The sequence below is a fragment of the Nonomuraea sp. MTCD27 genome, assembly GCF_041950495.1.
GTDB lineage: Bacteria > Actinomycetota > Actinomycetes > Streptosporangiales > Streptosporangiaceae > Nonomuraea.
The window spans coordinates 19,762-32,478 of the sequence record NZ_JBGNUW010000005.1; the positions used below are offsets into that span (position 1 = coordinate 19,762).

Sequence of the window (12,717 nt, forward strand, 5' to 3'; positions counted from 1 at the left end):
AGCGACCACTCAGTCGGTGAACACGGGGGACAGACGGGTCCAGTGCTCCGCCGCGCACAACACGGGCGGGCGGTCGAGGGGTGCGGACAGGCTCACCGTCCGCCCGCCGGCCAGCTCGCGCCCGGTCCAGACGTCGACCCAGCCGCCCTCCCTACCGGGGAGGTAGACGGACGTCTCGGTGATACCGGGCTCGGTCACGGGCGCGACCAGCAGCGCGTCGCCGAGCTGGTACTGCAGCGGGTGCCGCCACACCTCCGGGTCGTCCGGATGGTCGAAGAACAGGCCGCGCATCAGCGGCGCCCCGCCGGCCGTCGCCGCCCGCGCCTGCTCGGCCAGGTACGGCACCAGCCGCTCCCGCAGCTCGGCCAGCCGCCGGAACACCGGGATCACCCGCTCGTCCCCGGTCTGGGCGGCCACGTTCCAGGGCGTGCGATCCCTGATGGGCGTGCGGTGGTGGTTGAACTCGGAGTGGTACTGCATGATCGGCATGAACGCCGAGGCCCCCGCCGCCCGCAGGTAGAGCTCGGCGTCCGGCACGGACCCCGAGAAGCCGGCCAGGTCCCACCCCCAATAGACGATCCCGCAGGCCGAGGCCGTGATCCCGGCCCGGATCGAGGAGCGGAACGCCTCCCAGGTCGAGTCCTCGTCCCCCGCCCAGAAGGCGCCGTGCGGCTGCGAGCCCGCGAACCCGGCCCGGCTGAACGTCACCGGCGCCTTGCCGCAGGCGCGCAGCAGGTCGCCGAACGCCCGGGCGTAGTGCACGGGGAACAGCCCGTTGCCCGCCGCGCCGTCGCGCCCGTCGGCGTAGCGCAGGTCGTGGCCCCAGGCGTGCTCGCCGCCGTCGGTCTTGAACCCGTCCACGCCGACCTCCTCGACCAGGTAGCGGCGCTTGGCCGTCCACCAGTGGCGGACCTCCAGGGAGGACAGGTCGGGCATGAGCGCCAGCGGGAACCACCAGCCCCGGTTGCGGTAAGGGCGGCCGTCGGCCTCGCGCACGCCGTACCCGCGTTCGACGAGCTGCCGGGCGTCCACGGCGGCCTGATGGCGGGGGTGGGGGCGCATCTTCTGCAGCGGGATCTGCCAGAGCAGCACCTTGACGTCCCTGCGGTGCAGCTCGTCCACCATGCCCTTGGGATCCGGCCACGGCCCGTCGGCGGGGAAGGTGTAGTCGGCCAGCCGGTGGGGCTCCTCCGACGGCTCGTACTCGGCCCCGCGGAACGCCGTGAACGTCGTCTCGTCGCTCCACGCCTCGATGACCAGCGCGCCCACCGGGATGCCGTGCTCGCGGTGCCGGTCCATCTCGGCCAGCACGCGCTCCTGGGTGTTCCACTCGTTGCCGCTGGCCCACAGCCGGAACACCCACGACGGCAGCTCGGCCGGACGCCCCACGTCGTCGAGGAAGGCGCCCAGCACGTCCGCCGGGCGCTCGCCGTCGTAGAAGCGCACGCCCAGCTCGCCGTCCGGGCCGGTCTCGGCCTCGACCACGATCCGGCCGGGCCGCGACGCGCCGACGTCGTACCAGGTGCGCCGCGAGGTCCGGACGTGCCAGCCCCAGCTCGCCGGGCCGCCCACCACCATGGCGTACGGCATCGGCAGGTACGTGCGCCCGTGCCGGCCCTGCGCCTTGTACTGCTCGAAGACCACCGCGTCGAGGGCGCGGCCCCGCTGGTCCACGGCGTCGAACCGCTCGCCGAAGCCCACCACGTGCTCCTGCGGCCCCAGCGCCAGCTCGAAGCGCACCCGCAGCGGGCCGTCACCGTCGGAGAGCCAGCGCACGCTGCCCGGCACGACCCGGTCGGCACCCGTGACCTCCAGCTTGCCGCCCGCGCCGGACCAGCTCGCCGCCGTCACCTCGAACCACCGGGTGGCACGGGTCGCGCCGTCGGCCGTGGTCGCCCGGAAACGGTAGGTGTAGCGGCTGCCGGCACGCAGGGACGGGGTGCGCACGCTCCAGGCACCGGCGGCGGCGCGGGCGGCGCGCGCCTGGGCGGCGGCCAGGTGCCCGCCGTCCGCCGCCCCGGCAGCGCCAGTTCTCTCTGTGCCGGTCGTTTCTGGGCCGGTCGCTTCCGGGCCGACCCCTTCTGGGCCGGTCGCTTCCGCCGTGCCGGTCACGTCCGCCGTGCCGGCCGGCGACGGGTCGTCCGGCCTGGCCAGGGACAGCTCGGCGGGCGCGGCCCCGTCCACGGACCAGTCGCACACGACGGAGACGACCCGCGCCGACGCGCGCACGCGCAGCTCCACGCTCTCGCCGTCCAGCGGCCTGGCCGGGACGCGCTGGTCCTCCGTCTCCGCGTACGGGTGCCCCGAGCCATGGGGACGGTGCCGGATCACGCCGTCACCCCCAGCTCGTCGGCGAGAATCAGGTACATGCCGTGCGACCACAGCAGCGGCGTGGCCACCGGCCCCCACCGGTCCAGCCACTCCTGCCGCCGGTCGGGTGCCAGCAGCAGGTCGGACACCTGCTCGGGCAGGTCGCCGTCGGACGTCGCCTGCGCCGCCATCCACTCCAGGTAACGCACGGCCTCCTCCCGCCGCCCGGCGCGGGCGTGGTTCCAGCCGAGGAACCCGGCCAGCAGCAGCCACCGCCCGCCGCCGTAGAAGGTGTCGGCGAGATAGCGGTACACGCCGCCGTCGCGGGCGAGCTGCCGCTCGACCTCGGCGACCGTGGCCTCGCCGACCGGATGCCCGGCCGGGTACAGCCCGAACGGCTCGACGCAGGCCAGCAGGCTGCCGTCCACCGCGTCGCTGCCGAGCCACTTGCGCAGGTGCCCTTCCCCGCCGGCCCCTTCCCCGCCGGCCCCCTCCGCGCTGACGCCCTCGCGCGCCACGAGCCCGGCGATGCCCTCGGCGGCCTCGACCGCCGCCGCCGACTCCGCCGCGCTCAGCACGCCGAGCGCGACGGCGGCCCGCAGGCCCGCGTGGATCGAGCCGAGCGTCGCCACGTGGCGGTGCTCGACGTGCTCCTCCCACCAGTCGTAGCAGGGCACGTGCCAGAACGCGGTCAGGTAGCGGGCCGCCGTCCTGACGCCCTTCTCTACGCCGGGCACCGCCCTGCCGTGCCGGACGACGTGCTCGCGCAGCGCCCAGAGCCACGTGCCGTACCCGTCGAGCTGGAAGTCCCACCAGTCGTCGTCGCCGTCCACGCCGTCCAGCGTGAACCGGGTCGGCAACATCTCGGCAGCCGTGACCGCCTCGCCGCGCCCCGCGCGGGACACCAGCACGTCCACCTGGCCCGCGCGGTCACCGACCACCCGGGCGCACCACGCGTGGAAGGCGTCCGCGCCGGCCACGTCGCCGTGCCTGCTCACCCCCTCGGCGATGAACGCGCCGTCGCGCAGCCACGAGTAGCCGCGGTAGGCGGAGAAGGTGGGCGAGGCCGGGTAGGCCCCTGACGGTGCCTGCAAACTCTTGATCACGTCGAGGCTGTGCGCGACGAGGGACAACGAATCTCTCCTGAGTGCGTAGAAAAGAGGGAACGGCTAGCCGAGCAGCGCGTCGACTTCGGTGGCGGCCGCCTTGAGCGCGTCCGCCACACTCTTGCGCCCGGCCGCGGCCTCGCCGATCTCCTTGGTCACCGCGTCCTGCATCTCCTGCTGGCGCTTGATCACCGGGGGTAGGGCGATGGACTTGAGCGAGTCGAAGACCGCCTGCCGGTTGGCCGGCTTCGGATCCTTGAGGTAGCCGGACAGCACCTGCTGGTCGGAGATCGGCGGCAGCTCCCACGACGACTGGATGCGGGTGGTGGCCGCGGTGCCGGACGCGGACAGGAACCGGGCCCAGGCCCAGGCCTCCTTGCCGTGCTTGGTGGTCGAGGAGGCCGCCACCGCGTTGTGGAAGACCGCGCTGGCCTTGGCCGAGTCACCCGGCTCGACGACGACGTCCCACTCGAAGGGCACGTCCTTCAGGCCGGCGAACTGCCAGATGCCGTTGTGCCACATGGCGAGCTTGCCGGACTTGAAGAGGTTGGTGTCGTAGTCGGCCGTGCCGCCGATCTCAGCCTCGGTCGGCATCGTCTTGCCCACCTTGGACACCAGCCAATTGGCGGCCTTGACGCCCTGCGGGCTGTTGAAGGCCGACTTCTTGCCGTCGGCCGACAGGAACTCGCCGCCCGCCTGCTTGAGCGTCTTGTAGAACTCGAAGAACTGCACCGGCTGGAAGTCGCCGTACACGCCCTTCTTCTTGTCGGTCAGCTTCTCGGCGGCCGCCTGCTCGTCCTCCCACGTCCAGTCCGCCGTCGGGACGGGCACGCCGGCCTTGTCGAACAGGTCCTTGTTGTAGAAGAGCACGACCGTGGAGAACGAGGCGGGCAGCGCGTACTGCTTGCCGTCCCGCTTGAAGGCGTTGAGGGATTCCTGGGCGTACACCGAGGTGTCGACGTCGCCCGCCACCGTGCCGAGGTCCAGCAGGGAGCCGGCGCTGGCGTAGGTGACGAAGTTCTCGTAGTTGAGCTCGAACGTGTCGGGCGCGGTGCCGCCGGCGATGCTGGTCTGCAGCTTGGTGAAGTACTGGTCGAAGGGCGCGGTCTCGACGACCACGTCCACGTTCGGGTTCTCCTTCTCGAAGGCCTTCTCGATCGTGTCGAGGTCCTTCACGTGGTCGGGCGCGGCGGAGAAGGTGAAGTACCGCAAGGTCACCTTGCCGCCGGCCTCGGCGGTGGTGCCCCTGGTGGCCGAGCCCTGCGAGCAGGCGGTGGCGAGCAACGCGGCCGCCGCCACGGCGCCGGCGATCTTGATGTGTCGTGACATGGGGGGATTCCTTTACTTGAGCCCGCTCTGCGCGACGCTGGCGATGACGTGCTTCTGCGCGAAGACGTACAGGATGAGGATCGGGACGACGCTGACGACCGAGCCCGCCATCACCACGTCCCACTGCGTGGTGAACTGGCCGTGCAGGGTCGCCAGGCCCAGCGGCAGGGTCATGAACTCCGGCGACTTGATGATGATCAGCGGCCAGAGATAGCTGTTCCAGCTCGCCATGAAGCCGAAGATGGCGAACGTGGCCAGGGCCGGGCGGATCAGCGGCAGCACCACGTACAGGAAGATGCGGAAGTGCCCGGCACCGTCGAGCACGGCCGCCTCGTCGAACTCGCGGGGCACCTGGTTGATGGCCTGCCGCAGCAGGAACACGCCGAACGCCGAGGCGATCGTCGGCGCGAGCAGCGCGAAATACGTGTCGACCAGGTTGAACGTACGCATCTCGATGAACAGCGGCACGACCAGCACCGGCAGCGGCATCATCAGCGTCGCGAGGTAGACCGCGAACAACGCGCCCCGTCCGGGGAAGGGCAGCCTGGCGAACGCGTAGGCCGCCATCGCGCTGGTGACGAGCTGCAACGTGGTGGAGGCGGCGCCGATCCAGGCGCTGTTGAGCACGATCCGCCAGAACGGCAGCGTCTCCAGCAGCCGCCCGTACGCGTCGAGGCTCGCGCCCTCGGGGGTGAAGTCGGGCGGTACGGACAACACGGCGTCGCTCGGCGTGATCGAGGTGATCACCGCCCAGGCGAACGGGAACAACATGACCACCGCGCCGATCCCCACCAGCAGGGCACGCAGGACCTTACCCATAGGTCACCCACCGCCTCTGGCCCCGGATCTGCACGATCGTGACGAGCAGCACGAGCGCGAACAGCAGCCACGACAGCGCCGAGGCGGCACCCGCCCGGCCGTAGCGGAAGGTGAGGTCGTAGATCTGCGAGACCACCACCTGCGTCGCGCCGCCCGGCCCGCCGCCCGTCATGATCTGGACCTGGTCGAACACCTGGAAGCCGTTGATCAGCGAGATCACCACCACGAAGAAGGTCGAGGGCGACAGCAGCGGCAGCGTGATGTGCCGGAACCTGCGCCAGGCCGTCGCGCCGTCCACCATGGCGGCCTCCTGGTACTCCCGGGGGATCGCCTGCAGCCCGGCCAGCAGGATGATCATCACGAACCCCAGGTCCTTCCAGGCCGAGGCGAGGATGATCGACGGCATCGCCCAGTCGGGATCGGTCCACCAGCCGGGCCCGCTCACGCCCACCAGGCCGAGCGCCCAGTTGACGATGCCGCTGGCCGGGTTGAGCAGCCACTTCCACATCAGCGCGACGACCACCCAGCTCGTGATCACCGGCAGGAAGTACACGCCGCGCAGCAGGCCGCGCGCGGGCATCACCCGGTTGAGCAGCACCGCGAGGCCCAGGCCACCGAGGTAGACCAGCGGCAGGTAACCGGCGATGAAGTACAGCGTGTGCAGGAACGCGGCCCGGGTGTCGGGGTCGCCGATGAGCTCGACGTAGTTGCCGAGGCCCACCCAGCGCATCTCGGTGATGAGATCCCACTCGTGCAGGCTGGTCCAGAAGGAGGCGACCATCGGGATCAGCGTGTAGAGGATCAGCGGCACCAGGCTCGGCAGCAGGAACAGCGCGACCGTGCCGGCGTAGCGCCACCCGCCGCGCCGCTTCGGTCGCGCGTGGGTGACCGGCGCCTTGGGCGCGGCCTCGGGCAGGACCTGCCGGACGCTCACGACCCGGCTCCGATCAGGCGGGCGCGAATCGAGAGGGCGCTCATGACGAGGCCCCGATCAGGCGGGCGCGGACCAGGCGGCCCTGCTCACCCGCCGCTCCGGCGGAGTCGAACGGGGTGGCCAGCACGAGGGCCGCCGCCCCCTGCGCCCAGCTCGTGTCGTCCCAGCTCTCCACCTCCACGGAGATGTCACGCCGCCCCGGGTACAGCTGCGCGCGCAGGGCCGGCTCGAAGCCGGTCCGCCACAGCGGCCAGTCGGCCGTGCCCTCGCCCAGCACCACCACGACCTCCGGGTCCACCACGTTGATCAGCCCCGCCGTGGCCCGGCCCAGGATCGTCCCGGCCTCGGCGAACACCTCCCGGGCGGCCACGTCACCGCCCGCCGCGGCCCGGCCCAGCGCGGCCACCGCGCCGAGCGGGTCACGCGCGTCCGCCTCCGCCCGGTCCGCGTCCCGCCGGCCGTCCCCCGGCCCCTGCTCCGCACCCGGCCGGCCGTCCCCCGACCCCGGTCCCGCGCCCGGTCGGCCGGCCCCTGAGCCGCGTTCCGCGCCCGGCCGGCCGGCCCCCTGGGTCAGGGCCTCCCTGGCGCGGGCGGTGGCCAGCAGGCCGGCCGAGCCGACGAACGCCTCCAGGCACCCCCGGGCACCGCACCCGCAGGGCGGCCCCTCGGGGTCCACCTGCAGGTGGCCGAACTCGCCCGCGCCGCCCCGCGCGCCCCGGTAGACCCGGCCGTCGGCGACGATCGCCGCGCCGACGCCGCGCCCGATCGTCAGCACGAGGAAGTCGCTGTGCGTACGCCCCCGGCCGTACAGGCGCTCGGCCGCGGCCAGCGCGTTCACGTCGTTCTCGACCAGGACGGGCAGGTTGAGCCGGCGGCGCAGCCGCTCGCCCACCGGCATGGCCTGCCAGCCGAGCGTCGGCGCGTTGACGGTGCCGACAGCCTGGTCGTCCACGCTCCCCGGCACCCCGACCCCCACGCCCAGCAGCGGCGGCACCCCGGAGATCTCGCGGACCACGGACTCCACCGCGTCCGCCAGGTGCTCCAGCGCATCGGGCGCCGCCGGGTCGTGGGGTCTCTCCCAGGAGCCGAGCACCTCGCCGTCGAGCCGTACGTCCACCAGCACCAGGTGGTCGGCCGTCACCTTCACCCCGAGCGCCCGCCCGGCGCTGCCCACCAGCCCGAGCCGCTGGGCCGGACGGCCGCCGCGGGACGGCTTCAGGTCCAGCTCCTCCAGCATTCCGTGCCCGATGAGCTCCTTGGTGAGTTGCGTGACGGTGGCGGGGCTGAGATCGAGCCCGCGGGCTATCTCGCTGCGGCTCAGCGGGCCGCCCGTGCCCAGGAGGGCGAGGATTGCCGTTCTGGTGAGGTCGCCGCGGTCCGTGCCTGCCATATGAGAGGACTTTCTTTAGACATAAAGTTAGTGGTGAAGATACTGAGGCCCGGCCATCCTCCTGTCAAGAGTCCGAAACCTCCCCGAAACCGAAAGCCCGCCGACGGGGAGCGGGACCGGTCAGTCCACCAGGCCGGCGCGGTAGGCGGCGATGGCCACCTGGACCCGGTTGGTGACGCCGAGCTTGTCGAACAGGTGGGAGATGTGGCTTTTGACGGTCGCCTCGCTCATGTGCAGGCTGACCGCGATCTCGGTGTTGGAGCGGCCGAGTCCGACCTCGGTGAGCACCTCACGCTCGCGGCGGGTGAGGGTCTCCAGACGGGCGAGCGCGTCCCGGCGCCGCCGGATCGGCGCGTCGGTGGTGACCCGCTGGATCAGCCGCCGGGTCACCCGCGGGGACAGCATCGAGTCGCCACCATGCGCCAGGCGTACGGCGTGGATCAGGTCGTGCGGCGACGTGTCCTTGAGCAGGAACCCGCAGGCCCCGGCCTCCAGCGCGCTGAAGACGTGCTCGTCGCTGTCGAACGTGGTGAGGATCACGACCGCGGGCGGCCGGGCGAGCCGGCGGATGGCCTCGGTGGCGGCGAGGCCGTCGGACCGCGGCATCCTGATGTCCATCAGGACCACGTCCGGCCCGAGGCGGCGCACGGCGTCGATCGCCTGGTCCCCGTCCTCGGCCTCCCCCACGACCTCCAGGTCGGGCGCGGAGTCGAAGATGAACCGCAGTCCGGCGCGGATCAGCGACTCGTCATCAACCAGCAGCGTCCTGATCATGTGTTTCCCTCGCGGAGGCATTCCACGGCAACCGGCCCTCGAGGCGCCAGCCTCCCGCATCGTCGGGCGCGCCGCGTACCGTTCCGCCGATCAGCCGGAACCGTTCGGCCAGGCCCACGAGCCCGGCACCGGCCCCGCTCCCGGCCCCTGCCCCTGCCCCTGCCCCGGCCCCGGCCCCGGCCCCGGACGGACGTGCACCGGGCCGGCGCGATCGCTCGTTGACGACCGTGATCGTGACGCCGTCCTTCGGGCTCCCCGCGACCGAGACGGTGACGGGCGCTCCGGAGGCGTGCTTGTGCGCGTTGGTCAGCCCTTCCTGGACGAGCCGGTAGGCGGCCCGGGCCGTCGCCACCGGCAAAGCGCCGAGGTCGCTGATGTCGCCGCGCAGCGTGACGGCGTTGCCGGCCGACGCCCAGGACCGCACCAGCCGCCGTAGGTCGGGGCCCCGGTCGTCGTGTCCGGCACGCAGCACGCCCACGATCTTCCGCAGTTCCTCCAGGGACTCCTGCGCGGTGACCCGGATCAGTAACGCCTCCCGCTCGATCCGCGCCGGTTCCGCGCCGGCGTTGACCTCCAGTCCGCCGGCGTGCAACGAGATGAGGGTGATCTTGTGTGCGAGCACGTCGTGCATCTCCCGTGCGATCCGGCCGCGCTCGGCGGCCTTCGCATGTTCGTCGCGCAGGAGCCGTTCGGCCTCGGCGCGCTCCGCGCGTTCCCGCAGCGATCGGGTGAGCTCGCGGCGGGTGGCGGCGTACCCGCCGGTCACCAGCACGGCACCGGTGGCGGCGAGCGCGGGGACCAGCGCGTCCGCGCTGAATTTGCCGTCGTCGACCCACTGCTGTGCGACGAACCCCGCCACGCCGATGCTCGCCAGTGCCGCGAACCGCGGGCCCAACCGCGCCCCGGCGCCGGAGAACAGGCCGATCAGCAGCGGCCCGGGGTTGCCCGACAGCGCGTACGCACCCGCCCCGACGGCGGCGACCGCGGTGGGCCACCGCTCGCGGAACCACACGGAACCCGAGGCGACCAGCCCGGAGACGGCGATGACCGCGCCCGGCAGCGGCGCCCACGGCGTCTTGACCGCCATGGCCGTCAGGATCAGGCAGAACGCCACGGCGACCGAGCTGATCGCGTTCGGGCCGAGTGTGATGATCCGTCGTAGCACGCCCCGGTACGACACCATCGATCCAGCGTAGCCAGGGTGGCATCGCGTCACCTCAGACGAGCGTTGGTGTCAGCTGTCCGGAAATCTCCGACTTTAGTGTGATGCAGCCCTAGCCGTGATGGCGATGCGGCCGTGGCCACACAGGCCGCACCGTTGATGACCCCGACAAGGTCAGGAGTCACGCCGTGTGGCCGTTCACTCTCCCGCGTCTGCTGCTCGTCGTCGCCCTGGTGCTCGCAGCCGTCTGGCCGCCCATCCCCGCTTCGGCGACGCCGGCGCGCATTCCCGACACCCGTGAGCTCACGGACTTCTTCGACGCCGCGATGGCGAGCGGGCTGTCGGCCAACCACGTGCCGGGCGCGGTGGTCTCGGTGGTGGGCGCCGGAAGGACACTCTTCAGCAAGGGGTACGGCCTGGCCGACCTCGAGCACCGGACGCCGTTCGACCCCGGCACCTCGTTGGTGCGGATCGCCTCGATCACCAAGCTGTTCACCTGGACCGCAGTGATGCAGCAGGTGCAGTCGGGACGGCTGGACCTGCACGCTGACGTGAACCGCTATCTCCCCGCCTTCCGCGTCCCAGCGACGTACCCCCAGCCGATCACGCTGGAGCACTTGATGGACCACACAGCCGGGTTCGAGGACCGCACCATCGGCGTGGGCGCGCGGCGCAGGGCCGACGTTCCGCCCCTGGGCACGTACCTCGCCGAGAACATGCCGGCGCGGATTCGCCCGCCCGGGGAGGTGTCGGCCTATTCGAACTATGGCGCGGCGCTGGCCGGACACATCGTGGCGCAGGTGAGCGGGCAGCCGTACGACCAGTACGTACAGGAGCACATCCTCGACCCACTCGGCATGCGGCACACCACCGCCGCCGAGCCCGTCCCGGCCCCCTTGGCCGCCGGCCTGGCCCGCAGCTACGCCCACGAAGAAGGGACGTACCAGCGCAAGCCCTTCGTCTTCGACAACCTCCCGCCCGACGGATCGATCAGCGCCACCGCGAACGACATGGCCCGCTTCATGATCGCTCATCTGTCCGGCAGGCCCCTCCTCGACCAGCCCACCGCCCGTCTCATGCACCAGCGGTCCTTCGCCGCCGACCCCCGCATCGACGGGTACGCCCACGGGTTCAAGGAGCAGACCCTCAACGGGCATCGCGTGATCATGCACGACGGCAGCTGGGAAGGCTTCCAGAGCGTGCTGCTGCTCGTGCCCGACGCCGGCCTCGGCCTGTTCGTCTCCACGAACAGCGTCGGCGGCATCGATGCCGTCACACGACTCATTCCCGCCTTCTTCGCCCGTTTCCTCCCCGGCGACCGCGCTGCGCCCTCCGCCCCTCCCGGCAGGACGGGCACGCCCGTAGCGGGCTTCTACAAGCCGGCCCGAACCGTCGAGTCGACCATCGAGAGGGTGCTCACCCTCACCAACTCCTCCCGGCTGCGGGTCGAGGACGGCGGGAGGATCGCCTTCAAGGGCGCGACATGGCGCCCCTTGGGACCGGGGCTCTACCAGCAGGACGGCGGCTCCCAGCGACTGGCGTTCGTCACGAACGGCGCCGGGGTCACGTACGCGGCCACCGACGGTCCCGCCTACGAGCTCATCCCCTGGTGGGACACCCCTCCGGTCAATCTCGCCATGGTGCTGCTGTTCGCCGTCACCGCCCTGACGGGCGTGCTCGGCCTGCCGCTGGCCGCCGGGGTCCGGCGACTGCGGAAACGCCCCTCGCGGACGCCTCGCGCCTGGCGGGCCGGCCGCCTCCTCTCCGGCCTGGCCGGCGCCGTCGGGCTGGCGTTCGTCGTCATGTTCGCGCTGACGCTGACCGGCGACACCAGCATCCTGTACGGCGTGCCGCCGACGCTCCGGGCCCTGCTGCTGCTTCCCCCGCTGCTCCTCGCCCTCACCGTCGCCGCGATCACCACCACCGTGATCGGCTGGAGGCAGCGGCACGTCGGCGTGCTGGCCCGCGTCCACCAGGTGACCCTCCTGGCCGGGCTGCTGCTCCTCGTCTGGTTCTGCCAGCACTGGAACCTGCTCGGCTGGCGATTCGGCTGACCCACGGGGCCGGCGCCGCTATCGGATCCCGTCGGGGACCTGGAGCTCCGCGCTGCGGTAGAGGCGGTCGACGGCGTCCGGGGCGTCGGCCGCGCAGACGGCCGCCACCTCGTCGATCAGCAGATCGTAGTCGGGGCCGGTCTTGCCCTCGTAGGAGGCGGTCATGCGGCCCCACTCGTCCCAGGGCAGTGTCTCCATCGTCGCCAGCGCGGCCAGGTCGCGAATCGCGTTGCCGCGGATCTCGGCCACGCCCCACGCGTGCGTCGTGCCCAGCACCCCGAACGTGTCCGGGTCCACCGCTCCCTTCCGGTAGAGGGACCAGGCCTCGCCGCCGGTGAGGAACTCGCCCGGCGCCAGGTCCTCGGGCCGCGCGACCGGGTGCTCGTCGATGATCTGGCTGTCGATGCGCACCCAGCGCCCCTCGCCGGCGGACCGGTATTCGGTGATCCAGTGGTCGACGCTCTTTCCTGGGGCAAAGTAGGTGCTGAAGCCCGCCCGCGCCCGGGCCTGGATGCCGCGCAGGCGGAGCAGGGCGACGCTCAGCGCGGCGAAGTGGCGGCAGGTGCCCACCACCCGCAGGTGCGGCGGGCGGGGCACGTCGAGTGGCGCCGGGTCGAGCCGGGTGAGCGCGCGGACGATGGCGCTCGCGGGCCGCAGGTTCTTTTCCGCCATGCGATCCTCGGGGAGCTCCAGCATGGCGGTCTCTCCGGGATGGACGACGAGCCCGCGCACCGCCCGGCAGATCTCCACCGGATCGGACGGCAAGGCCTCGGCCAGCGGTAACTGGTCGGCGTCGAGCGTGGTGAAGATCCCGGGACGCGCGTAGTCGATCGGCATGG

The 12,717-nt window shown here is 72.3% G+C and carries 10 protein-coding genes; 1 reads left to right on the top strand and 9 read right to left on the bottom strand.

Annotated features, from left to right (window positions below; translation table 11 throughout):
* Positions 1-9 precede the first annotated feature (9 nt).
* The 8 genes from ACBJ59_RS15855 to ACBJ59_RS15890 all read right to left on the bottom strand — a co-directional run bounded on the left by ACBJ59_RS15855 (position 10) and on the right by ACBJ59_RS15890 (position 9,845).
* On the bottom strand, positions 10-2,331 hold the full coding sequence (locus ACBJ59_RS15855) for a TIM-barrel domain-containing protein (RefSeq protein ID WP_375110967.1): 2,322 nt from the start codon (positions 2,329-2,331) through the stop codon (positions 10-12).
* Positions 2,328-3,443, bottom strand: a complete 1,116-nt coding sequence (locus tag ACBJ59_RS15860; protein WP_375110968.1) for a glycoside hydrolase family 15 protein — start codon at positions 3,441-3,443, stop codon at positions 2,328-2,330. The genes ACBJ59_RS15855 and ACBJ59_RS15860 overlap by 4 nt, the downstream gene beginning before the upstream one ends.
* 36 nt (positions 3,444-3,479) lie before the next feature.
* Positions 3,480-4,745, bottom strand: coding sequence for an ABC transporter substrate-binding protein (locus tag ACBJ59_RS15865; RefSeq protein ID WP_375110969.1), 1,266 nt, complete (start codon positions 4,743-4,745; stop codon positions 3,480-3,482).
* Between the two features lie 12 nt (positions 4,746-4,757).
* A complete protein-coding gene (locus ACBJ59_RS15870) occupies positions 4,758-5,564 on the bottom strand; it encodes a carbohydrate ABC transporter permease (RefSeq protein WP_364132028.1) in 807 nt (268 codons plus the stop codon).
* On the bottom strand, positions 5,557-6,498 hold the full coding sequence (locus tag ACBJ59_RS15875) for a carbohydrate ABC transporter permease (protein WP_375110970.1): 942 nt from the start codon (positions 6,496-6,498) through the stop codon (positions 5,557-5,559). The genes ACBJ59_RS15870 and ACBJ59_RS15875 overlap by 8 nt, the downstream gene beginning before the upstream one ends.
* A 40-nt stretch (positions 6,499-6,538) precedes the next feature.
* Positions 6,539-7,888 carry an ROK family protein gene (locus tag ACBJ59_RS15880; RefSeq protein ID WP_375110971.1) on the bottom strand — a complete coding sequence of 450 codons (1,350 nt, stop codon included), beginning with the start codon at positions 7,886-7,888 and terminating at the stop codon, positions 6,539-6,541.
* 120 nt (positions 7,889-8,008) lie between these two features.
* A complete protein-coding gene (locus ACBJ59_RS15885) occupies positions 8,009-8,662 on the bottom strand; it encodes a response regulator transcription factor (protein ID WP_364132032.1) in 654 nt (217 codons plus the stop codon).
* Complete coding sequence (locus ACBJ59_RS15890; RefSeq protein WP_375110972.1) at positions 8,640-9,845, bottom strand: sensor histidine kinase; 1,206 nt, start codon at positions 9,843-9,845, stop codon at positions 8,640-8,642. Before ACBJ59_RS15890 ends, ACBJ59_RS15885 begins: the two co-directional genes overlap by 23 nt.
* A gap of 167 nt (positions 9,846-10,012) precedes the next feature.
* Between ACBJ59_RS15890 and ACBJ59_RS15895 the strand changes: the two genes are divergently transcribed.
* Complete coding sequence (locus tag ACBJ59_RS15895) at positions 10,013-11,878, top strand: serine hydrolase domain-containing protein (protein ID WP_375110974.1); 1,866 nt, start codon at positions 10,013-10,015, stop codon at positions 11,876-11,878.
* Positions 11,879-11,896: 18 nt separating this feature from the next.
* On the opposite strand, the gene ACBJ59_RS15900 is transcribed toward ACBJ59_RS15895, so the two are convergent.
* Positions 11,897-12,715, bottom strand: a complete 819-nt coding sequence (locus tag ACBJ59_RS15900) for a transglutaminase domain-containing protein (protein WP_375110976.1) — start codon at positions 12,713-12,715, stop codon at positions 11,897-11,899.
* Positions 12,716-12,717 lie beyond the last annotated feature (2 nt).